Origin of the sequence: Streptomyces sp. MnatMP-M17 (assembly GCF_900091995.1) — a bacterium.
GTDB lineage: Bacteria > Actinomycetota > Actinomycetes > Streptomycetales > Streptomycetaceae > Streptomyces.
In genome coordinates, this window is sequence record NZ_FMDK01000012.1 from 1 (window position 1) to 23,037 (window position 23,037).

The 23,037-nt window shown below is 68.0% G+C and carries 19 protein-coding genes and 1 pseudogene; 9 read left to right on the forward strand and 11 right to left on the reverse strand.

Going from position 1 to position 23,037, the window contains the following annotated elements:
- The 5 genes and pseudogenes from GA0115259_RS00615 to GA0115259_RS00635 form a co-directional block, all read left to right on the forward strand.
- A partial coding sequence (locus GA0115259_RS00615; RefSeq protein WP_107469122.1) for a hydrolase occupies positions 1-1,399 on the forward strand: 1,399 nt, incomplete at its 5' end.
- 274 nt (positions 1,400-1,673) lie between these two features.
- Positions 1,674-2,291, forward strand: a pseudogene (locus GA0115259_RS00620) (magnesium and cobalt transport protein CorA); the annotation flags it as partial.
- A gap of 228 nt (positions 2,292-2,519) precedes the next feature.
- The gene (locus GA0115259_RS00625; RefSeq protein WP_093589174.1) at positions 2,520-3,854 is read left to right on the forward strand and encodes an esterase/lipase family protein; all 1,335 of its coding nucleotides are present in this window, start codon (positions 2,520-2,522) and stop codon (positions 3,852-3,854) included.
- A 200-nt stretch (positions 3,855-4,054) separates the two neighbouring features.
- A complete protein-coding gene (locus GA0115259_RS00630) occupies positions 4,055-4,567 on the forward strand; it encodes an SRPBCC family protein (RefSeq protein WP_093589176.1) in 513 nt (170 codons plus the stop codon).
- 61 nt (positions 4,568-4,628) lie between these two features.
- A complete protein-coding gene (locus GA0115259_RS00635; RefSeq protein WP_093589179.1) occupies positions 4,629-6,956 on the forward strand; it encodes an FdhF/YdeP family oxidoreductase in 2,328 nt (775 codons plus the stop codon).
- A gap of 38 nt (positions 6,957-6,994) precedes the next feature.
- Here GA0115259_RS00635 and GA0115259_RS00640 read toward each other — a convergent pair whose 3' ends face one another.
- On the reverse strand, positions 6,995-8,374 hold the full coding sequence (locus tag GA0115259_RS00640) for an MFS transporter (protein ID WP_093589231.1): 1,380 nt from the start codon (positions 8,372-8,374) through the stop codon (positions 6,995-6,997).
- 171 nt (positions 8,375-8,545) lie between these two features.
- Here GA0115259_RS00640 and GA0115259_RS00645 point away from each other — a divergent pair, with 171 nt between their 5' ends.
- Positions 8,546-8,983: a winged helix-turn-helix transcriptional regulator gene (locus GA0115259_RS00645; RefSeq protein WP_093589182.1), complete on the forward strand. Its 438-nt coding sequence runs from the start codon at positions 8,546-8,548 to the stop codon at positions 8,981-8,983.
- Between the two features lie 63 nt (positions 8,984-9,046).
- Here GA0115259_RS00645 and GA0115259_RS00650 read toward each other — a convergent pair whose 3' ends face one another.
- Together GA0115259_RS00650 and GA0115259_RS00655 are read right to left on the reverse strand one after the other, a co-directional pair.
- Positions 9,047-10,063, reverse strand: coding sequence for a methyltransferase (locus GA0115259_RS00650; RefSeq protein WP_093589185.1), 1,017 nt, complete (start codon positions 10,061-10,063; stop codon positions 9,047-9,049).
- 61 nt (positions 10,064-10,124) lie between these two features.
- Positions 10,125-10,616: a PhzA/PhzB family protein gene (locus GA0115259_RS00655; RefSeq protein WP_176732385.1), complete on the reverse strand. Its 492-nt coding sequence runs from the start codon at positions 10,614-10,616 to the stop codon at positions 10,125-10,127.
- 231 nt (positions 10,617-10,847) lie between these two features.
- On the opposite strand from GA0115259_RS00655, the gene GA0115259_RS00660 reads away from it, so the two are divergent.
- Positions 10,848-11,687, forward strand: coding sequence for a PhzF family phenazine biosynthesis protein (locus GA0115259_RS00660; RefSeq protein ID WP_093589188.1), 840 nt, complete (start codon positions 10,848-10,850; stop codon positions 11,685-11,687).
- 149 nt (positions 11,688-11,836) lie between these two features.
- Here the strand turns inward: GA0115259_RS00660 and GA0115259_RS00665 are convergent, their stop codons facing one another.
- The 4 genes from GA0115259_RS00665 to GA0115259_RS39870 all read right to left on the reverse strand — a co-directional run bounded on the left by GA0115259_RS00665 (position 11,837) and on the right by GA0115259_RS39870 (position 15,859).
- Positions 11,837-12,175, reverse strand: coding sequence for a hypothetical protein (locus GA0115259_RS00665; RefSeq protein ID WP_093589191.1), 339 nt, complete (start codon positions 12,173-12,175; stop codon positions 11,837-11,839).
- A complete protein-coding gene (locus tag GA0115259_RS00670; protein WP_093589194.1) occupies positions 12,172-14,043 on the reverse strand; it encodes an anthranilate synthase family protein in 1,872 nt (623 codons plus the stop codon). Before GA0115259_RS00670 ends, GA0115259_RS00665 begins: the two co-directional genes overlap by 4 nt.
- Entirely contained in the window at positions 14,040-14,663 is a 624-nt protein-coding gene (locus GA0115259_RS00675) for an isochorismatase family protein (protein ID WP_093589198.1), read from the reverse strand. Before GA0115259_RS00675 ends, GA0115259_RS00670 begins: the two co-directional genes overlap by 4 nt.
- Positions 14,664-14,800: 137 nt before the next feature.
- The gene (locus GA0115259_RS39870; protein ID WP_370746915.1) at positions 14,801-15,859 is read right to left on the reverse strand and encodes a ParB/RepB/Spo0J family partition protein; all 1,059 of its coding nucleotides are present in this window, start codon (positions 15,857-15,859) and stop codon (positions 14,801-14,803) included.
- Positions 15,860-16,589: 730 nt separating this feature from the next.
- On the opposite strand from GA0115259_RS39870, the gene asnB reads away from it, so the two are divergent.
- Positions 16,590-18,428 carry an asparagine synthase (glutamine-hydrolyzing) gene (asnB, locus tag GA0115259_RS00685; protein WP_093589201.1) on the forward strand — a complete coding sequence of 613 codons (1,839 nt, stop codon included), beginning with the start codon at positions 16,590-16,592 and terminating at the stop codon, positions 18,426-18,428.
- A gap of 47 nt (positions 18,429-18,475) precedes the next feature.
- On the opposite strand, the gene GA0115259_RS00690 is transcribed toward asnB, so the two are convergent.
- Complete coding sequence (locus GA0115259_RS00690) at positions 18,476-19,348, reverse strand: DMT family transporter (protein WP_093589204.1); 873 nt, start codon at positions 19,346-19,348, stop codon at positions 18,476-18,478.
- A 165-nt stretch (positions 19,349-19,513) separates the two neighbouring features.
- Between GA0115259_RS00690 and GA0115259_RS00695 the strand changes: the two genes are divergently transcribed.
- Positions 19,514-20,458: an RluA family pseudouridine synthase gene (locus GA0115259_RS00695; protein ID WP_256097859.1), complete on the forward strand. Its 945-nt coding sequence runs from the start codon at positions 19,514-19,516 to the stop codon at positions 20,456-20,458.
- Here GA0115259_RS00695 and GA0115259_RS00700 read toward each other — a convergent pair.
- The 3 genes from GA0115259_RS00700 to GA0115259_RS00710 form a co-directional block, all read right to left on the reverse strand.
- Complete coding sequence (locus GA0115259_RS00700) at positions 20,443-21,072, reverse strand: MBL fold metallo-hydrolase (RefSeq protein ID WP_093589207.1); 630 nt, start codon at positions 21,070-21,072, stop codon at positions 20,443-20,445. The two genes, GA0115259_RS00695 and GA0115259_RS00700, sit on opposite strands and share 16 nt — an antisense overlap.
- Positions 21,072-22,157, reverse strand: a complete 1,086-nt coding sequence (locus tag GA0115259_RS00705) for an S-(hydroxymethyl)mycothiol dehydrogenase (RefSeq protein WP_093589210.1) — start codon at positions 22,155-22,157, stop codon at positions 21,072-21,074. The genes GA0115259_RS00700 and GA0115259_RS00705 overlap by 1 nt, the downstream gene beginning before the upstream one ends.
- 98 nt (positions 22,158-22,255) lie before the next feature.
- Positions 22,256-22,957, reverse strand: a complete 702-nt coding sequence (locus GA0115259_RS00710) for a FadR/GntR family transcriptional regulator (protein ID WP_093589213.1) — start codon at positions 22,955-22,957, stop codon at positions 22,256-22,258.
- Positions 22,958-23,037: the final 80 nt, after the last annotated feature.

Sequence of the window (23,037 nt, forward strand, 5' to 3'; positions counted from 1 at the left end):
GGCTCCTCGGGTGGCTCCGGCCGGCCAGGCCGCGCCGGCCGCCGCCGCGGCGGCCACTCATCGTGTGCTGTTCGACAACGCCCATGCCGAGACGGCCGGGAACGCCGACTGGATTATCAGCACCAGCCAGCCCGATCCGCTGGGACAGAACCCCTCCCCCACCTCCGACACCTCCTGGACCGGTGCCCTCTCCTCCTGGGGCGTGGCCCTCCAGAGGACCGGCGACTACAGCCTCAAGACGCTGCCGTCCAGCGGCTCGATCACGTACGGCACGACGAGCGCCACGGACCTGAAGAACTTCGACAGCTTCGTGCTGCCCGAGCCGAACGTTCTGCTGACCTCGGCCGAGAAGACCGCGGTGATGAAGTTCGTACAGAACGGCGGCGGTCTCTTCCTGATCGCCGACCACACCGGCGCCGACCGCAACAACGACGGTGAGGACGCCGTCGAGATCATCAACGACCTGATGTCCAACAACAGCGTCGACAGCACCGATCCCTTCGGTTTCTCCGTCGACACCCTCACCGTCGGCTCCGACTACCCGCGCGCAATCAGCGACAGCGGCAACCCGGTGCTGCACGGCTCGTTCGGTACGGTCACCAAGAGCCTCATCGCCAGTGGCACCACCGCCACCCTCAAGCCCGCCGACAATCCCAATGTCAAGGGCCTTCTCTACCGCACCGGTTACTCGGGCAACACCGGCGCCTTCTTCGCCACCAGCACCTTCGGCAGCGGCCGTGTCGCCTTCTGGGGCGACAGCTCCCCCATCGACGACGGCACCGGCCAGTCCGGCAACACGCTGTACGACGGCTGGCGCGACTCCGGCGCCACCAATGCCGCACTCGCCCTCAACGCCACCGAGTGGCTCTCCTCGGGTACCGGCGGCGGTGGCGGGGACGACGGCGGTGGCGGCGGTGGCGGCGGTGGCACCTGCACCGCGGCCCAGTTGCTCGCCAACCCCGGCTTCGAGTCCGGCAGTTCGTCCTGGACGGCCTCCAGCGGTGTCATCACCAACAGCACCGGCCAGGCCGCCCGCACCGGCTCGTACAAGGCATGGCTCGGCGGTTACGGTACGGCCCGCACGGACACCGTCTCCCAGTCCGTCACCATCCCGTCCGGCTGCGCCGCGACTCTGAGCTTCTATCTCCACATCGACACCGCCGAGACCGGCAGCACCGCCTACGACACCCTCAAGGCACAGGTGCTCAACAGCTCCGGCACGGTTCTCTCCACCCTCGCCACCTACTCCAACGTCAACGCCGCCTCCGGCTACACCCGGCGCAGCTTCGATCTCAGCGGCTACGCCGGTCAGACCGTGACGGTCAAGTTCACCGGCGTCGAGGGGTCCAAGCTCCAGACCTCCTTCGTCATCGACGACACCGCGCTCAATGTGAGCTGAATCAAACCGGATTGAACTGAGCCGACACCCTTCGGGCACACGCCGACCCGCCGCCCGGTCCCGACACTGAACGCCGGACACCCACGCCGGCATCAGGGACCGGGCGGCTGGGCTCGGCAGCTCGGCGCGGCGGCTCCGTGACGACCGATGGCACACTGGTGGCCGCCGGTTGTCCGAAGGAGCCCGTTGTGCCGATCATCCGCGATCTCCAGCGTGCGATGAGCCGCGCCTACCGCCGGAAAGTGGATCTGAGCCACCCGGCCCGCTCCCCGCTGGGCAGCACGGTGGTCAACCCCTGGAAGCGGCCCCCGAGCAGCTTTCCAAGGGCCCGGCCGCCGTACTGCACGCCATAGCCGACCAGGTGGTCGACGACTACCTCGCCGTCGCGGACGCTGTACAGACCGACATCGACGCCGCCGAGGCCCATGTCTTCAGCGAGCACGCCGGCCGCGGCGACGCGGGCCGTATCTATCAGCTCAAGCGCGAACTGCTGGAGCTCAAGCGGGCGGTCGCACCGCTGGACCGGCCGCTCCACGCCCTGGCCACCAAGCCGCTGCCGCCGGTCGGCCCGGACATCCAGCCGTACTTCCGTGATGTCGCCGGCCATCTGGCCCGGGTCACCGAGCAGATCGCGTCGTTCGACGCGCTGCTCGACTCGATCCTCCAGGCCCATCTGGCCCAGGTGACCGTCGCCCAGAACGAGGACATGCGCAAGATCACGGCATGGGCGGCGGTCATCGCCGTACCGACGATGGTCTGCGGTGTGTACGGCATGAACTTCGACCATATGCCGGAGCTGCGCTGGGCGTACGGCTACTTCCTCGTCCTGGGAGTCATCGCCACCGCCTGCCTCCTGCTCCACCGCAGCTTCCGCCGCAACGGCTGGCTCTGATCCGTCGGGAGCACGGCTCCATCGGGAGCGCGGCCGAGAGCACGACGAGACTCCACCGTCGCTCCGTTGCGTCGCCGAGACAGCACTGTCGGTGATATGACTGTTACAGTCGGTCACAGGCGGGAGCGGAGTTCCCTCTCGCGTTGTGGTCGCGGCGCGAACCGCTGTGGCCGCCGTGACACGTCCCGTGGCACGGCCATGTGAAGCATCCGAGCGAAAGCGATAGTCATGGCGCAGGAAGCCAGGATCGACGTCGAGTTGACGGCGACGCAGAGTGAAGAGAAGCCTTCGGCCCAGGCGGCGGAGACGCTCGCCAAGACGCTGAGGCCGGGCGTCTGGTTCGCGAGCCCGGCGCGGACCGCCCGCGCGGAGGACCGGAAGCCGGAGATCTGGGAGCTGCGGTCCGCGCGGCCGTACCGGCGCGAGGTGGCAACGGGCACGGCGGCGGTCTACCGCGCCACGGGCCAGAAGCATCTGACGCGGCCCTTCATCTTCGCGGACGGATTCAACTACGGCCCCAGCGATCTGCCAGGCCTGTGGGACCACTTCAACGCGCCCTACGCGAAGGGCAGGCCCGGCTTTCTCGACCAGTTGCTCGACGCGGGCATCGACGTCGTCCTGGTCGGCTTCGAGCAGCGGCACACCTACATCCAGGCCAACGCCGGTGTGGTGATCAGCGCCATCCAGCGGGCCATCGAGGAGCGCCACGGCGACGCTCCGCTGATCGTCGGCGGCGTGAGCATGGGCGGCATGATCACCCGCTATGCCCTCGCCGAGATGGAGCACCAGGCCCAGGACCACCAGACAGCGACGTATCTCTCCTGGGACTCCCCGCACAACGGCGCGTGGATCCCGCTGGTGCTCCAGCAGATGGCCTACTTCTTCGAGGACTTCCCCACCGGCGACCCGAACGCGCCCAAGCAGGCCGAGCTGATCAGAAGCCCCGCCGCGCAGCAGCTTCTGTGGTCCTGGGTCGAGAACGCCAAGTACTCCGGCCCGGTCGCCACCTCCAGCGAGCTGCGCAAGCAGTTCCTGGCCGAGCTGGAGGAGTACGGCCAGTTCCCGCAGCGCCCTCGCAAGCTGGGCGTGGCCAACGGCGCCGGGAACGGTGTCGGCCGCGAGCTGCCGGCCGGCGAGGTGGTGTTCGACTGGCAGATCCCGCTGATCGCCGCCGCGAAGGCGCGTTTCCAGCCCGCCAAGGGCGAGCACCAGCCGATCGGCGAGATGAAGGCCCTGGGACAGGTGCGGCGCGGCAACACCTCGTACGTGCCGGCTCTCGACGGCGCGCCCGGCGGCAGCCTCGACTCGTTCGGCCTGGTCGCGGACGCGCTGAAGGCCGACATCCGGCAGGAGTTCCGCAGCGGCTGTTTCGTCCCGGCGGTGAGCGCGGTCGCGCTGGACTTCGACCCGGTCGAGTGGAACGTCGACCCGTGCGAGAACATCGAGTCGCTGCCCGCCGAGAAGAGCCTGCTCGACGAGTTCAAGTGCGACTCCCGGAACACCGAGCACAGCCAGGTGACCGAGACGCTGGCCGAGTGGATCCTGGAGCGGCTCATCGGCTGACGCCGGCGTGAAACACCCACGGCGCCTCTTGTACCGCGGCCACTTCGGTGGGACAGCCGTCCCCCGGAGTGGCCGCGGCGCGTCCGCCCGCCCGGCTCCGACATGCAGGCCGATTTGTATCCGTATCTAATGGAAAGTGCTTGTCCCAGACGCGCGCTTCCCCATTCCGCCCTGTGCAGAGCAGCGGAGGACAGACCGGTATGCCCATCATCGAGAAGTCGATAGACGTCGACGTTCCCGTCCGGACCGCCTACAACCAATGGACGCAGTTCGAGAGCTTTCCGCGCTTTCTGGAAGGCGTGGAGAGCATCGATCAGCCTCAGCGCACGCTGACGCACTGGATCGCCCGAGTCGGCGCGGTCACCCGCGAGTTCGACGCGGAGATCGTGGAGCAGCGGCCCGACGAGTGCGTGTCCTGGCTGATGCTGACCGAGCCCCGGCACGAGGGCTCCGTAAAGTTCGAATCCCTCGGCTCCGGGCGTACCCGGGTGAGTGTGCGGGTGGACCTGGGACCGAGCGGAGTGGTCGGCAGGACCGGGAGCGCGCTGAACCTCGTACAGCACCGGGTCCACCGGGGCATGGAGTCCTTCAAGGAATTCATCGAGGGACACGGGCGGGAGACCGGGAGCTGGCGCGGCGAGATCCATGGCGGCCGGGTACGACCGGACCCGGTGCTGGGCGGCCCGTGCGTGCCGACCTGGCCCACGGGCTGAGTGTGCCGTACGTCCGAGCCGTGGCGCGGACCCGACAGATGCGGTGCCGAGCGAAAGGCTGATGCTTGTGCAGAGAAAACCTCCGGTCGCCGACGCGAACGGTGACAGTCCACGCATTACTCCGCCCAAGACCTGGGCAACGGGTGTGCCCGCGGTGGTGCACGCGATGGAGTACTCACTGGAGCAGACCACGGCCCGGCGTACGGGACTGACGCTGCTGAACATGAACCAGACTCAGGGATTCGACTGTCCGGGCTGTGCCTGGCCGGATCCCGTACCCGGGCACCGCCACCGGAACGAGTACTGCGAGAACGGCGCCAAACACGTCAACGACGAAGCCACGTCCCGGCGGCTCACGGCTTCGTTCTTCAGGCGCTATTCGGTCGGTGAGCTGGCCGGGAAGTCGGACCGATGGCTCAACCAGCAAGGGCGGCTCACCGAGCCTCTGGTGAAGCGAGCCGGTTCGGACCACTACGAGCCCGTCAACTGGAGCGAGGCGCTCGGTCTGCTCGCCGACGAGCTGCGACGGCTGGACTCACCCGACGAAGCTGTCTTCTACACCTCGGGACGGGCCGGCAACGAGGCAGCGTTCGTGTTTCAGCTCTTCGCGCGCGCCTTCGGCACCAACAATCTGCCGGACTGCTCCAACATGTGCCACGAGTCGAGCGGTGCGGCGCTGCACGAGACGCTGGGCGTCGGCAAGGGCGATGTGAGTCTGCGGGACATCCACCACTCCGATCTGGTCTTTCTGGTGGGCCAGAATCCTGGCAGCAACCATCCGCGGATGCTGACCGCACTGGAACAGACCAAGCTCAACGGCGGCCATATCGTCGCCGTGAATCCGCTGCCCGAGGCCGGTCTGATCCGGTTCAAGCATCCGCAAGAGGCGCGCGGTGTGATCGGCCGAGGCACCCGGATCGCCGATGATTTCCTCCATATCCGGATCGGCGGCGATCTCGCGCTCTTCCAGGCGCTGAATCTGCTGCTGCTGGAGGCCGAGGACGCCCGTCCGGGCACGGTGCTCGACCATGAGTTCATCGAGAACCACACCAGTGGCTTCGCCGAGTTCACCGAACATGTCCGACGGCTGTCCTGGGACGATGTCGAAGCGGCTACGGGACTCACGCGCGCGGAGATCGAGAAGGTACGTGATCTGGTACTCCGCAGTGAACGGATCATCGTCTGCTGGGCGATGGGCCTGACGCAGCAGAAGTACGGCGTCCCCACGATCCGGGAGATCGTCAATTTCCTGCTGCTGCGCGGCAATATCGGAACACCACGGGCGGGCGCGTGCCCGGTGCGCGGCCACAGCAATGTCCAGGGCGACCGGACCATGGGCATCTGGGAGAAGATGCCGCAGTCGTTCATGGAGGCCCTGGGACGCGAATTCTCGTTCACTCCTCCGGCCCGGCACGGCTGGGACACGGTGGATTCCATCCGGGCCATGCTCGACGGCCGCGCGAAGGTCTTCCTCGGTCTGGCCGGCAATTTCGTACGGGCGACGCCCGACAGCCGTACGACCGAGAAGGCCATGCGCAACTGCCGCTTGACGGCGCATATCTCGACCAAGCTGAACCGCTCGCACACGGTCTGCGGTGAGATCGCCCTGATTCTGCCGACGCTGGGCCGCAGCGAGAAGGACAGACAGGCCGGCGGTGAGCAGTTCGTCACCGTCGAGGACTCGATGAGCCAGGTGCACGCCTCGTACGGGCGGCTCGAACCGGCCTCCAGGAAGCTGCTCAGCGAGGTGGCCATCCTCACCAGGCTGGCCCGCCACACCTTTGGCGACGAGGCCGCCAAGAAGGCGGATGTGCCCTGGGAGGAGTTCGAGGCGGATTACAACCAGATCCGGCAGCGGATCGCCCGCGTCGTTCCGGGATTCGACAATTTCAATGAGCGCGTGACCAAACCGGGAGGTTTTGTCCTGCCCAACCCGGTGAACGAGGGCGTGTTCCCGACTCCCAGCGGCAAAGCGCTCTTCACCACGAACGAGTTGCGGATGCTGCCGGTTCCGGAAGGGCATCTGCTCCTTCAGACCATCCGTTCGCACGACCAGTGGAACACCATTCCGTACACACTGGACGACCGCTATCGCGGAATCCACGGATCGCGGCAGATCGTGCTCGTAAATCCGGCCGACCTCCAGGAACTCGGCCTCACCGACGGCGACCGCGTCGACCTCGTCGGCGTATGGCACGACGGTGTCGAGCGGCGTGCGGACGATTTCCGCCTCGTCTCCTATCCGACGGCGCGTGGATGCGCCGCCGCGTACTACCCGGAGGCCAATGTGCTGGTGCCGCTGGACAGCGTGGCGGAGATCAGCAACACACCGACGTCGAAAGGCGTCATCGTCCGCCTCGAACCTTGTGCGCGGCAGGTGGGAAGCTGACCGTACGAGCCGCCCCGGAGCCCAACGGCCCAGGGCGGTCACGTCACATTCGCGCGGCTGCCGCGTGCGAACAGGCCGGACACGCTGATCAGAGTGGCTGCCAGGGCCGCGATCAAGGGCACGACCAGGGCGGCCCGGTAGCCGTCGAGCTGCGCCGCCGGGGACGAGCCGTTGGTCGCCGCGATATTCACCGCGGCCACCGAGGAGAGTCCGAGCGCCGCTCCGAACTGGAAGGACGTGTACAGCAGACCGCCCGCGACGCCCTGTTCCTCCTCCGCCATGCCCTCGGTGGCGACGATGGTGAGCGGACCGTACGCCAGGGAGAAGGCCAGTCCCAGGATGATCAGGCTCGGGAACATGGCCGCGTACGTCCAGTCCGCTTGCACCGGCAGGAACAGGGCGTACGACAGCGAGGCCAGGACCAGTCCGCCGAAGATGACCCGGGCGTTGCCGAACTTCTCGACCAGCTTGGGAGTCAGCGTCGGCGAGAGGACGGCGTCGATACCGATCACGATCATCGCGAAGCTGGTCTGGAGCGTCGACCAGTGACGCAGTTCCTGGAGATACAGGACGACGATGAACTGGAAGCCGAAGAAACCGGCGGCGAACAGCAGTCCGGCGATATTGGAGCGGACGAGCGCGGCATTGCGGAAGATGCCCAGACGCACCAGCGGCGAGGGCGATGTGCGCTCGATGGCGATGAACGCGAGGAACAGCAGCAGTCCGGCCGCGACGGTGCCGACCGTCCAGATCGCCGCCACATGCGTGGCACGCTCCACGGCGAACACCAGCAGCAGGAGGGCGCCGGTCACGGTGATGGCGCCGCCCAGGTCGACGGGCCGGCCGGCGCGGTCGGGACGGGCCGACCTGGGGATCAGGGCGAGCGCGGTGACCAGGATCAGGAAGGACAGGATCACCGGAGCGAAGAACACCCAGCGCCAGTCGACCGCGGCCAGGAGGCCGCCGACGACCAGGCCGACGGAGAAGCCTCCGGCGGCGGTGCCGGAGTAGACGAGCAGGGCCTTGTTGCGCTCGGGCCCTTCCTCGAAGCTCGTGGTGATGATCGACAGACCGGCCGGAGTCATGAAGGCCGCCGCCACACCGGTCACAAACCGGGCCACGACAAGCATCCAGCCCTCGGTGGCGAAACCGCCCAGGCCGGAGAAGAACAGAAAGACGACCAGCCAGAACAGAAACATCTGACGGCGTCCGAACAGGTCGGCGGCCCGGCCGCCGAGCAGCATGAAGCCGCCGTAGCCGAGCACATAGGCGCTCATGACCCACTGGAGCATGCCCGTGGACATGCCGAGATCCGCACGGATCGACGGCAGCGCCACATTGAGCATGGCCACATCGATGCCCTCCAGGAAGATCGCGCCGCACAGCACGAACAGCACGCCCCAGGCGCGTCCGCTCATACGGTCGGTACCGCTGTCCGACGGGGATTTCACGGTGGACACAGATGTCTCCTCGAACGCATGGGAAGAGTGAAAGAGATTCCGTCCGCGCTCGCGGCGCGCCGGCGGTTACGCGGAAGCCTGCCGGTTCCGACTTGTAACTATCCGAATCCTCGGGCAGGCTGACGGGCCATGGAAGAAGGCACTTCAAAGTCACCGACGCACTGCGCGGATACCGAGGGCGACTACGACATCCTTCAGTGGGACACACGCGAAGGCTGCGAGGTACGGCAGATCCTCGATCGCGTCGCGGACAAGTGGTCGCTGCTGGTCATCGCACTCCTGGAGCGCCGGACCCTGCGCTTCACGGAACTGCGCAACAGGATCGAGGGCATCAGCCAGCGCATGCTGACGGTGACGCTGCGTCAGCTCGAACGGGACGGGCTCGTCCGGCGGACCGTCCACCCTGTCGTTCCGCCGCGTGTCGACTACGAGCTCACTCCGCTCGGCGCGACGCTCCACGCCACCATCCAGGCCCTGGTGACCTGGACGGAGGAGCATCAGCACGAGATCGCGGTCGCCCGTACCGAGTACGACCGCCGTCTGGAGTTCGACAAACAGGCCTCTTGAGCCACAACGCACGAGTGCCGACCGTGGGCACGGCCGGCACTCGTTTCGGTGGCGCGAGGTCAGTTACTCGGAGGCACGCGGAGCCGCGATAAGGGCCGTGGTCTCCATCGGGAGTTCCGCGATGCGCTCGACGTCGAAGCCCGCCCGGTCGAGAAACGTCCGGAACTGGTCGACGGAGCGGTGCTTGCCGCCGTTGGTCATCAGCAGATGGAGATCCCACAGCGCGGGCAGCACAGTGGAGTCCTTGTCGGTCACGGTGCGGTCGAGTACGAGAAGCCGGGAGTCGGGACCGGCCATGGCGTGCCGGCAGTGCCGGAAGGCCTCCACGACGGCGTCGTCGGACCAGCCCGCGAGGACCCGGCAGAAGAGATAGACATCGCCGCCCTGAGGCACGGCCTTGAACATGTCACCCGCGTGGAGTTCGACACGGTCGAGACCGATGGTGCCGGAGAGATAGTCGCGGGCGATGGGTATCACATGCTCGCGGTCGATGAGCGCGCCGCGGGCGTCGGGAGCAGCCTCAAGGATGACGGAGAGCAGATGGCCGTTGCCGCCTCCGCAGTCGACGACGGTCTTGCCGCCGGAGAAGTCGAAGATCTCCGGTACGTAGTCGAAGAAGAGGTTGCCGGCCTTCATGGTCCGCTGGAACCGGACGGCCAGATCGTCGTGGCCGTCGAGATACGAATAGAGCGGCTTGCCGTAGGCGAGTTCGAAGCCCGCGGTCAGCGTGGTGAAGCACTCCACCGCGTTGCCCCAGGCGGTGTAGAACTCCTCGCCGTAGAGGAGACACATGTCGCGCAGCGTCCCCGGCCGGTCCAGGAGCGCCGTGGCCACCGGTGTGTTCCGGTAGCCCGTCTCGTGATCCCCTTCGAACACGCCCATCGCCACCAGGAGGCGCATCAGACGGCGGATGCCCTCCTCCTCGGCGCCGGTGGCCTCGGCGAGTTCGCCGCTGGTGGTGCGGCCGGCTTCGATGTGATCGGGCAGTCCGAGCTTCGCGGCGGTGTGGACGGCCTGTGCCCGCCAGCCTCCGGTGATCAGCTCGACTACTTCTTGGGCCGCCTTCAGATCGGCTTTCACTGCGGACTCTCCAGGATGTCGGGGAGGATCACTCCGTCATGTTCTTCATCGGGCCCCGGCCTCAGGTGGGAATCTCGCCCCGCCGGATCACCGGAATCTCTATGCCCAGGGCACGGAGCTGGTTGTACGGGTTCATGAATTCCCGGTTCTGGACGATCTTGCCGTCGTCGAGCAGGAACGAATGGATGAAGTGGTTCTTGTAGTGGCCGGGCGGATATCCTGGAAAGAGAATCGCGCCCTCACCGTCGCACTCGACCCAGAACCGGTTCGGATCCTGTGTCTCGAAGATCTCGACGTTGTACCAGACCCAGTCGGGAAAGCACTCCAGCGACCAGGCGCCGTGCGCCTTCAGCTTGTCGAGGCCGCGGGAGACGATCGGTTCCTCGGTGTCGGCGGTGTACAGGCCGCCGCTGCCTTCCTCGGTGAAGAGGAGATAGCGGCTCAGCCGTCCCTCGCCCTTCCTGCTCATATAGTCCTCGACCACGGCTCGGTTACGGCGCCGCAGTTCCGCTTCGTCGTCGGACGCCGGTTTGTCGACGGTGGCTTCAGCCATTGCCGGACCTCACAAGGGACGATGGAAGGAGGAGCCAGAAATTCACTGGCCGGTCCGGAGCACCTTATCCGGGCCACCGGGTGTCCAACCGGCGATTTCCGCCCGTTGGACACGCGCACGGACACGCGCATGGACATACGCGCAGACATACGCAGGAAACTCGTGGCCGTCCCGCACTTGGACGACGGTGAATTCTTGCAGGCTGCCTCACAGGACCATTATTTTACGGGAATGCATGATTACGTAGTGGCCGATGTCTTCACGGACGAACCTCTCTCCGGAAATCCGCTGGCCGTCTTCCTGGACGCCTCCAGCTTTTCCACCGCGCAGATGCAGCGACTGGCCCGGGAGCTGAATCTCTCGGAAACGACATTCGTCCTTCCGCCACGGGACGGCGGAGACGTACGGGTCCGTATCTTCACTCCGGTGAACGAGCTGCCGTTCGCCGGCCATCCGGCGCTGGGCACCGCGATCGTGCTGGGCGCGACCACCCGGCAGGACCGGCTGCTGATGGAAACCGCCGTGAGCACCGTGCCGTTCGAGTTCGACCGGGACCCGGACGGCGGGATCCGCTCGGCGTGCATGCGGCAGCCGATCCCGACCTGGGAGCCGTACGCGGAGGCCGACGAGCTGCTCGCCGCGCTCGGTGTGAAGTCCTCCGTCCTGCCGGTGGAGGTCTACCGCAACGGGCCGCGCCATGTGTTCGTCGGACTGGACAGTGTGGCGGCGCTGTCCGAGGTGGAGCCCGATCTGCGGGCGCTGGCCAGGCATCACGACATGGCGGCCAACTGCTTCGCGGGATCCGGGAGCAGTTGGCGGACGCGGATGTTCTCGCCCGCCTACGGTGTCGCCGAGGACGCGGCGACGGGATCGGCCGCCGGGCCGCTCGCGATACATCTGGCGCGGCACGGACTGATCCCCTTCGGCCGCCAAATCGAGATCTGCCAGGGCGTCGAGATGGGCCGCCCTTCCACGATGCTCGCCACCGCCGACGGCGCGGGTCAGCGGGTGGACATGGTGGAGGTGGCGGGCTCCGCGGTGATCGTGGCCCGTGGGACCTTCCAGATGTGAGGACCGCCCCCTGTCGGCCGGTGGGCCGGGGAACGTCATGGTCCGCGGCGCGAGCTCAAGCGCCGCGGACCATACGTACATACGGGTCTCAGGCCCGGCCTCGTAGACCCGGCCTCACAGGTCAGGGCTCACGGTCCCGGCCTCGTGGCTCATGTCTCGTAGACCAGTCCAAGGCCGGACAGCGCCGTTCTCTCGTACTCGCCCTCCACCGTTGCCTCGACCTCGAACCGCACCCGCTCCGTGGGCGGATAGCCGATCAGCTGGGCGGCGCGGTGCGGTGGCAGCGGCTGCTGCTCGCCGGCTTCCGCCGACTCCCAGAGCATCACCGCTCCCCAGCGGTTCCCGGGACGGTCGGAGATCCAGAACTTCAGCCGGAGGCCCTTGACCGAGTTCCACGGCGGCACTCCGTCGCTCCGCAGATACTCCCGCAGCGTGTCGATGGTCTGTTCGGACTCGGTCAGATCCCACCACGCGATGGTGACGTTCACGCGCGGAGCACCTCTTCCATATGAGTGGCCCAGATATGCCGGCCGTCGCGGGTGAGCACCGATTCCGCGTGGAACTGCATCGAGGTGAAACGAGGTCCGCGCAGCGCGTGCACCTCACCGTTCCCGACGTCCCGGCTGACCTCGACCGGACCGATGCCGGGGCGGTGGATCTCATCCGTGTCACAGCGGGCGGCGAAGGTGTTGTAGAACCCGGCGAGTACGCGCGTGCCGAAGAGATCGATCTCGCGCCGGGTGCCCTGGCGGCAGTCGTCGCAGGGCGTCACATCCAGACCGAGGCGTCTGCTGAGCACCTGATGGCTGAGGCAGACGGCGAGGAACGGCAGGCGCCGTTCCAGCAGAGTGCCGATCGCCGTGTGCAGATGGGCGATCCTGGGATCGCCGCTGTCGTTGGGATCGCCCGGTCCCGGGCCCATGACGACCAGATCGTGCTCGTCGAAGGAGTACTCCTCGTCGAACCGGCGCACCGTCACCACCGTGCCCAGCGAGCGCAGCTGATGGCCGATCATCGCGGTGAAGGTGTCCTCGGCGTCGACCACCAGTACACGGCGGCCGACCAGGGCCGGCACAGGCCGCTCCCGAGCCATTGAGCTGTCGGCGAGCCAGAACCGGGCGAGGTCCTCGTTACGGCTCGCCAGGGCCGACCGTACGGCCGGATGGTCGCCGAGACCGCCCTGCCGGTCGCCTTCCAGCGCGGAGAGCAGCCCTGCCGCCTTCGCCCTGGTCTCGGCGGCCTCGGAGACGGGATCGGAGTGCCGTACGAGCGTGGCGCCCACGCCGATGTCCACCCGGCCCGCACGGTCGATGTCCGCCGTACGGATCAGGATGGCGGAGTCCAGGGACCGGGCGCCGCCCTCCCGGCCGATCAAGGCCATGACACCGCTGTAGTATCCGCGGCCCCGTGGCTCGTACCGGCTGATGACCCGGCAGGCGCTCTCCAGCGGGCTCCCGGTCACCGTCGGCGCGAAGAGCGTCTCGCGCAGGATCTCCTGCGGTGCCCGGTGGGAGCGGCCCTCGATGAGGTACTCGGTATGCGCGAGCCGTGCCATCTCCTTCAGCCGCGGTCCCACGACGCGCCCGCCGGAGTCGCAGACGCGGGCCATCATCTTCAGCTCCTCGTCCAGCACCATGTACAGCTCGTCGCTCTCCTTCTCGTCGGAGAGGAACTCCAGCACGTCGGAGAGCACCGGCCCGCCCGCGGGATAGCGGTAGGTGCCGCTGACGGGATTCATCACGGCCGTGCCCGCGCGCAGACTGATGTGCCGCTCCGGAGTGGCGCCGACGAAGGTACGGGATCCGGTGTGCACGATGAACGTCCAGTACGCGCCCGACTCGCGTGCGCACAGCCGCCGGAAGAACGCGAGCGCGTGGGCCGGATCGTATCCCTCGATATCGGCGACGAACGACCGTTTGATGACGAAGTTCGCGCCCGCGCCCGCGCCGATCTCGTCGGCGACGACCTTGCGGACGATCTCCGCGTACTCCTCGTCGGCGATGTCGAAACCGCTGTTCGCCAGGGTGATCGGGACTTCGGGGATACGGGCCAGTGCCTCGGACAGTGGCAGTACGGCCTGCTCCGTCACCCGCAGCGCGAGCAGGGGCGCGCCGTCGTCGACACAGGCGAAACCGCGCTCGGCGATCTGCCGGAAAGGGACGATCACCAGGACGTCCTGGCCCTGTCCAAGCGTTTCCTCGGGTACGGGAATCCCGGCGAGAGTGGCCGGCTCCGACAGTTCGCCGAGCAGTACGTCCAGCCGGTCGCGGCCGGTCGTCTCCGGACGGTGCAGCAGCGCGAAGGGCGGTGGCCGGTCGGCCAGCACCCGGGTCAGCGGATCGCCGTCGCCGGTCATGCCAGGACCCGTTCATGAGTGACCACCATGGCGCAGCGCTCGGCCGCATACTCCAGCGCCATACGGTGGTGGCGCAGCGAGAAGTCGCCTATGGCGTCCGCCACCAGAAACGGCTGGATGTCATTGGTGAACGCCTCCACCGCGCTCGCCAGCACACCGACATGTCCGTACACACCGCAGACCAGAAGCTGGTCGCGCCGCTGCGCCCGCATCCAGTCGAGCAGATCGGAGCGGTGGAACGCGCTGTAGCGCCATTTGGTGAGCCGCCGGTCGTCCGGGCCGGGCGTCAGCGGCTCCACCACTTCCCGGTCCGCCGGGTCCGTACGCATCCCGGGACCCCAGAAGTCCTTGAGCAGACCACGCTGTTCGTCGGTCATGCCTCCGGGCTGCGCCGTGTACGCCACGGGTATGCCCAACTCACGTGCGCGGGCGAGCAGTTCGGAGGTGTTCTGTACGAGCCGGTCGCGCAGACTCTCGGGGAACGGTCTCAGGAAGTACCGCTGCATGTCATGGACGAGCAGTACGGCGCGCCGTGGATCGGCGGTCCAGTCGGCGGAGTTGGCGGGGAGATCGGCGGCGCCGGGTAACACGTAGGGCGTGATGGGGGGAATACCGGGCATGAGTGGCTCTCTCCTCGAAGAAGGCTTGAGTACCGGCCGGGAACGGGAACGTCATGGCGCCGGACCGAGTCGCAGTGCCGGATCGCTGTGCCAAATCGCAGTGCCGGGTCGCAGTGCCGGATCGCAGTGCCGGATCGCTAGGCGGAGTGAGGCGCGTTGCGGGCCAGTTGCTCGGCGACGACCCGCCAGCCCTTGGCGTACTCCATCGCCGCGTTGGCGATGGCGCGCCGGCGGTGGGCCGGGACGCTGTTCGCGAGAGTCGCCCACTTCTCACTGCTCATGGCGTGGGCTTCCATCAGACGCAGCAGGGTGCGCCCGTTCTCGCTGTAGCGCAGTGAGGGATCCGTCCTGAGTCGCTGGACCACCGAGGAGCGGTCGGTGGGCTCCGGGCCCGGTCCAGAGCCTCTACGCGCGTCAGCCGAAGCGGAAGCCGAGTCCGAGGCCAAGTCCGAGGCCAGATCTGGACCCGGATCTGGATCCGGAAGCGAGGGCGAGGGCGAGGGCTGGAGCGTGTGCGGGAGTGTGGGCGGGAGCGGCAGCGGAGGCGGCTCGGCCGTCCAACGGCCTTCGTCGGGCTCCCGTTCGGCCGGATCCTCTTCACGCAGCAGCCGGGCGCGGACCGAGCGTGCCGTCTCCGGTGAGATGCCCACCGCCTTGGCGATCTGACGAAGAGACAACTCCGGGTTGCGCAGAATCAGTTCGGAGGCGAGCCGACGCTTCTCCACGGCGTCGGTGGGCCGCACCCGCCCGTCCTTGCCGATCCTGCTGTCCGGCCGGCGTGTCGTCTCCGCGGGGTGTCTGCGGCGTACCTCGGCGACGGTCTTGGCGGACAGTCCGGTGACAGAGGCAGTTAATCGGTCCGACCACTGGGGGTGCGAGGCAATGATACGCGCGGCGGCTGCCTTGCGGTCGGCCACGGAGAGCGGCAGTCCGCCCGCCAGATTCGCCTGTACCGCGAGGACGAACGCCTCGGCATCGTCGCCCTCGAACATCCGGGCGGTGATGAACTCCTGCTTGCGCAGCTCGGCGGCGCGCACCCGGTGCAGACCGTCGACCACGCGCATGGTCGCACGGTGCACAACGATCGGCGGGAATTCACCCAGAGCACCGGCAAGCATTCTGACATGCTCCGGATTCTCTCCGGTGGTCCGCGGTGTATCGGCAATCACCAATGACCCGATGACCACCTTGACCACCGGTCCCAGCAGTTTCCGCCGACGTCCCGGAATCGCGCCCCAGCATTCATAGGAAAGGCCGCTCTCTCTTCTGAGAGGACCGGCCGTTGAATTCTTCACCATTAACACCCCAACCATCGCAAGGAAATGAGATAAACCTCCGATGAAGATCCGCCGCAACACTAGGGAATGAATGTCGAGAACGTCAATGCCACAAAAGTCGCAGACGGTGCACGGCATCGCGCACATGCCGCGACACACCTCGGAACCGGTGCGCCGCATGCCTCCGCGACCTGCGGGCGGCCGTGCCACGTCTATGGTTCCGTGGAAATTTCGCTCCGGTTCGACAGAAATCCATCCCCGTACGGATGCCCGAGCGGCCCGCAAGAGACATAACGGCAAAGATTTCGGCAATGAATGGTCACGTATTCCGGTACGGCACCGGCCCTTTCGGCACCGGACAGCGGTCCGCGACCGTCCCAGGAGATACGGGCGGTCGCGGGAATACGGCGGTGTGCCGCTGTTCGGGTCCGCCAGGAAAATACCTGACCGCCCGGCTGTCCAACTGATGAGTTTCCCCGGCTGGACAGCTCACGGCCGTCGGCGCCGTCCAATCGTCGAACCCTGGACAGGTCTCGACGCAAAGTGATAGAAGAATTCAAGCAGCCCGGCCAGGTATCGCCATCGATTTTCGGAAGCAATTCCGCTCGCCCCCGCACCACCGTCGCACTGCTACCAGGAGTGACTCCTTATGTGTGGAATCGCCGGCTGGGTCTCCTACGACTCCGATCTGACGGAGCGCCGCGAGGTACTGGCCGCCATGACGGACACCATGGCCTGCCGTGGCCCGGACGACGCGGGCGTCTGGGTCCGGCCGCATGTGGGCCTGGGCCATCGGCGGCTGGCGGTCATCGATCTCGCCGGCGGCAGACAGCCGATGGAAGTACGGACACCCAACGGCACCGTCGCCCTGGTCTACACGGGCGAGGTCTACAACTTCACCGACCTGCGGGCCGAGTTGGAGAGCCGAGGCCACCGGTTCCGTACCGTCAGCGACACCGAGGTCGTCCTGCTCGGCTATCTGGAGTGGGGCGAGGGCCTGGCCGAGCGCCTCAACGGCATGTTCGCCTTCGCGATCTGGGACGAGCGCGAGAACAAGCTGGTCATGGTCCGCGACCGGCTGGGCGTCAAGCCCTTCTACTACTACCCGATCTCCGACGGCGTTCTGTTCGGCTCGGAGCCCAAGGCGATCCTGGCCAATCCGGCGGCGCGCAGGGCGGTCGACACCGCCGGTCTGCGCGAGCTGATCGCGTTCACCATGGCGCCCGGCTGGGCCCTGTGGAAGGACATGTACGAGATCGAGCCCGCCACCGTCGTGACCGTCGACGCCCGGGGCATCCGCAGCCGTGTCTACTGGAGGCTCGACGCCACGGAGCACACGGACGACCGGGACACGACGGTCGCCAAGGTCGGTGAGCTGATGACCGACATCGTGCGCCGCCAGCTCGTCGCCGATGTGCCGCAGTGCGTCCTGCTCTCCGGCGGCCTGGACTCCAGCGCGGTCACCGGACTCGCCGCGGCCCGGCTGGCCGAACAGGGCGAGCGGCTGCGTACGTTCTCGGTGGACTTCGCCAACCGGGAGGAGACCTTCCGGGCCGACGAGAACTGGGACAGCCCGGACACACCGTACATCCGCGATGTGGTGGATCTGGTCGGCTCGGACCACCGCTTCGTGACACTCAGCCCGCACGAGCTGACCGATCCCGAGCTGCGCCGTGCGGTGATCACCGCACGCGATATGCCGGTCGGTCTGGGCGAGACGGACACCTCGCTGTATCTGCTGTTCAAGGCCATCCGGGCGGAGTCGACGGTGGCTCTGTCGGGCGAGTCCTCGGACGAGGTGTTCGGCGGCTACCGCTGGTTCCACGATCCCGCCGCGGTCAACGCGCAGACCTTCCCGTGGCTCGCCTACAGCAGTCCGATGAGCCAGGACCGGGCGGCGGCCCTCCATCCGGAGCTGCGCCGCTCCCTCGATCTCGACACCTATGTCGCCGACCAGTACGCGACGGCGGTGGCGGCGGTCGAGCATCTGCCCGGCGCCGATGACCACGAGCGGCGGATGCGTACGATCGGCAATCTGCATCTGACCCGGTTCGTCCGGATGCTGCTCGACCGCAAGGACCGGGTGTCGATGGCGGTCGGACTCGAAGTGCGGGTGCCGTTCTGCGACCACCGGCTGGTCGAGTACGTCTACAACACACCGTGGTCGCTGAAGAGCTTCGACGGCAGGGAGAAGAGCCTGCTACGGCACGCCACCGCGCATGTGGTGCCGCCGTCCGTGCAGGGCCGGCGGAAGAGCCCTTATCCCTCCACCCAGGATCCCGGCTACGGAGCCGCCCTCCAGCAGCAGGCGAAAGAGGTGCTCGCCGACCACGACCATCCGGTGTTCACCCTGGTCGACCGGGCCTGGCTGACCGATGCCGTCGGGCGGAACGTCACCATGCCGAGCGGCGACCGGCGCGGTCTGGAACGGGTGCTGGACCTGTATCACTGGTTCGATCTCTATCAGCCCGAGATACACCTCGGCTGAGGCCGGGCGCCGCGCGCGTACCCTGTGCCGCCCTCGTCGCTCTCGCGTCAGCGGACGCGAGGCGGCGGAGGCGGGCCGCCTGCGGCGAGCGGCGACCTGGCCAGGTCCACACAGCCCACCGCGATCACTCCGACGGCCACGATCTGAGGCACCAGCCACCAGCCGGTACGCAAGGTCTCGCCGAACAGTGTCACTCCATAGGTGATGCTGATCAGCGCGTCGCCGAGCGTGAGCATCGGCTGGGAGGCGGCCAGCCAGCCCGCCTGGAGCGCGTTCTGCAACAGGAACAGCGCGCCCACGCCGGCCACCGCTGTGGCGTAGAGCTGCCAGGAGGAGAACAGCGCCGCGGCGCCGCCGCCGTTGTCGAGGTGCGCCACGGCGTCCTTCATCAGCGCGGCGGTCAGCGCGTATCCGCAGGCCGCGGCGAGACCGAGCAGCGCGGCGCGCGGATTGCCACGCAGCCGCAGCGCCCAGAGGATCAGTACGGCCTCGAAGATCCCGGTGGCGATCAGCGCCGGGATCCAGGCGTAGTCCTGTACGGACTCATGGCCTCCGCCGGGCGCCGCGGTGGCCATGCCCAGCGCGAGCCCGCCGGTCACCGCGGCCACGCCGTACCAGACGCCGGGCGGCAGGCGGCGGTGGAAGACATGTGCGGCGATCAGCAGGGTGGCGGGCAGTTCGATCACAAAGATCGGCTGCACCACGGCGATCGGCCCGGTGGCGAGCGCCACCGCCTGGCACACCGCCGCCACGATCACCAGACCGATGCCCGCCAGCCATACCTTCTGCCGCAGCAGATGTCTGATCAGCGAGAGCCGCATGGACTCGGCATCGGGCGCCGTGGCGGCGGCCCGGCGCTGGAGCACCGAGGCGGAGCCGTTGCTGATCGCGGTCAGGAGGGCGAACAGAACACTGATCACCGGACCATCATGCGGCTCACCGGTACCGGAACCATGCCATACCGCCACGAGCTGCCCGCCCGAGGGCCGAACGAGGTACGCGGGCATCGGTACGCCTGCGTCGGTAGACTCGCGGCGCCGACGCTCCGTGAGTCGGAGACCACACCGGGAAGGGCGCGAGGAGCCGTGGCACGCAGACATCGACATCCGCCGCCGCCCGCGCCGCTGCCGCAGCGGGACGGGATCGATCCGGTACGGGTGCGGCTGCCCGCGGATCCCGGCGGCGAGTGGGAGACCGTACGGGATCATCTGGTCGCGCGGTTCGGGCACGCCATCGGTGTGGAGCGCGTCGACGCGATACTGCGCGCGGGCCGGTTCGTCGGAGTGGACGGTCCGGTGGCGGGCGCGGAGCCGTACACAGCGGGACGGTATGTCTGGTTCCACCGGGAGTTCGTCCCGGAGGAGCGGGTGCCGTTCGAGATCGGGATCGTGCACCGCGACGAGCGGATCGTGATCGCGGACAAGCCGCACTTCCTGGCCACCACACCGCGCGGGCGCCATGTCACCGAGACCGCGCTGGCCAGACTGCGGCGGGAGCTGGAACTGCCCGAGCTCCAGCCCGCACACCGGCTCGACCGGCTGACGGCAGGCCTCGCGCTCTTTGTCGTACGGGCCGAGGACCGCGGCGCGTACCAGACGCTGTTCCGGGACCGGCGCGTACGCAAGGAGTACGAGGCGGTGGCGCCGTACGACCCGGCGGTGGCGCTGCCCGTCACGGTGCGCAGCCGGATCGAGAAGGAGCGCGGAGTGCTGGCCGCGCGGGAGGTGCCGGGCGAGCCGAACAGCGAGAGCCGGATCGAACTGCTGGAGCACCACGGCGGTTTCGGCCGGTACCGGCTGTCGCCGGCCACCGGCCGTACCCATCAGCTCCGGGTCCATATGAACAGCCTCGGGCTGCCGCTGCTGAACGACCCGGTCTATCCGGAGGTCCTGGAGGAGGGACCGGACGACTACGCCCGGCCTCTCCAACTGCTCGCCAAAGTGCTGGAGTTCACCGATCCGGTGACGGGCGGGCCGTACCGCTTCGAAAGCCGCTCGCGGCTTCTGCGGCCCGCTCAGTGGCCGCGCTGAATCCATTCCGCCAGGTGCGGTGCCTCGGCGCCGATGGTGGTCGAGTCGCCGTGGCCGGTCCGTACGACGGTCTCCGGCGGCAGACCGAGCAGCCGGTCGCGGATCGAGTCGATGATCGTCGGGAAGTGCGAGAAGGACCGTCCGGTGGCTCCGGGACCGCCCTGGAACAGGGTGTCGCCGGTGAAGACCGTCGACAGCTCCGGCGCATGGAGACAGACCGCGCCGGGCGCGTGCCCGGGAGTGTGGAGCACGGTCAGCGTGGTGCCGCCGACGGAGAGTGTCCTGCCGTCGGTCAGCTCACCGTCCGGGAGCCGCTCCGGATACGTCTGCTTCCACAGCGGCAGATCGTCGGGATGCAGCAGTACGGGCGCGCCGGTGGCCGCGGCGAGGGCCGGTGCCGCGTCGATGTGGTCGTTGTGCGCGTGGGTGCAGACGATGGCGCGCAGCGCCCGGCCGCCGAGCGCCTCCTCGATGGCCGCGGCGTCGTGCGCGGCGTCGATGACGATCGCCTCGGAGTCGTCACCGACGATCCAGACGTTGTTGTCGACGTCCCAGGTGCCGCCGTCGAGCGAGAAGGTGCCTGAGGTGACGAGATGGTCGATACGGACGGTCATCAGAACACCACCACCGAGCGGAGGACATCGCCCTCGTGCATCCGGGCGAACGCCTTCTCCACATCGCCGAGTCCGATGGTCTCGGTGACAAAGGCGGCGAGGTCGATACGGCCCTGCTGGTGCAGATCGATGAGCATCGGGAAGTCACGGGAGGGCAGGCAGTCGCCGTACCAGGAGGACTTGAGGGAGCCGCCGCGGCCGAAGACGTCGATCAGGGGCAGTTCGAGCTTCATCTCCGGAGTGGGCACACCGACGAGGACGACGGTCCCGGCCAAGTCGCGGGCGTAGAAAGCCTGTTTGTACGTTTCCGGGCGGCCGACCGCCTCGATGACCACATCCGCGCCGAAGCCGCCGGTCAGCTCACGGATCGCCTCGACCGGGTCGGTGGAGCGGGAGTTGACGGTGTGGGTGGCGCCCATCGACCTCGCCGTCTCCAGCTTGCGGTCGTCGATGTCGACGGCGATGATCCGGGCCGCGCCCGCGAGCCGCGCGCCGACGACGGCCGCGTCGCCGACACCGCCGCAGCCGATGACCGCGACGGAGTCGCCGCGGCCGACCTGGCCGGTGTTGATCGCGGCGCCGATACCGGCCATCACACCGCAGCCGAGAAGTCCGGCCACGGCCGGTGAGACGCTCGGATCGACCTTGGTGCACTGGCCCGCGGCGACCAAGGTCTTCTCCGCGAAGGCGCCGATGCCGAGCGCCGGAGAGAGTTCCGTACCGTCCGTCAGCGTCATCTTCTGCCGGGCGTTGTGGGTGTTGAAACAGTACTGCGGCCGGCCGCGCAGACAGGCCCGGCAGGCGCCGCACACCGCACGCCAGTTGAGGACGACGAAGTCACCGGGCGCGACCTCGGTGACGCCCTCGCCGACCGACTCCACCACGCCCGCGGCCTCATGGCCGAGGAGGAAGGGGAAGTCGTCGTTGATCCCGCCCTGCTTGTAGTGCAGATCGGTGTGGCACACACCGCACGCCTGCACCGTCACCACGGCCTCGCCGGGCCCGGGGTCGGGTACGACGATCGTCTCGACCCGTACCGGCTCGTTCTTGCCTGGAGCGATGACCCCTCGCACCTGCTGCGCCATGCCAGGACCTGCCTTTCCTCACTTCTCGGACGGAACGTCAGGCACCACTATCCCGCGCCCGGGCGGCTGCCGGCGGCCCTCGGCGTCCGACCGCCCCGTCAGGGCGCCAGGACGTCCAGTTCCTGGAGGGCGCCGACGGCGATCTCCCTGGTGAGTTCCTCCGCGCGGGCCGCGTCGCCCTCACGGACTGCCTCGGCGACTCCCACATGGAGCGTCACGGCCGCCGGATCCGGATCGTCGAACATCACCTGGTGATGCGTACGGCCGGTGAGGATCTCGGCGACCACATCGCCGAGCCGCGCGAACATCTCGTTGCCCGACGCGTTCAGTACCACCCGGTGGAAGGCGATGTCATGGACGAGATACTCCTCCAGCCGGCGCCCTCGCGAGGTGGCGACCATCCCGAGCGCCTGCTCGGTGAGCGCGGCGCACTGTTCGGGCGTGGCGTGGCGGGCGGCGAGTCCGGCCGCGACCGGCTCGACCGCGGAGCGCAGCACGGTCAGTGAACGGAGCTGGCGCGGCCGGTCCGTACCGGCGAGGCGCCAGCGGATGACCCGCGGATCGTAGACGTTCCACTCCTCGGTGGGACGTACGGTCACGCCCACCCGGCGCCTGGACTCCACCAGATGCATCGATTCGAGGACGCGGACCACCTCGCGGACGACCGTGCGCGAGACATCGAAGCGCTGGGCGACCTCGTCCGTGCGGACCACGCTGCCCGCCGGATATTCGCCCGCCGTGATGGCGAGGCCGAGAGCGTCGAGCACACGGGTATGCAGGCCCCGGCCTTCTGTGGTCATGGACCAAGCCTACGGGCCGGAGTCGGCAGGTAAAAAGTACGACGTTTACATCACAGACTCTTGAATACGTCGTACCTAAT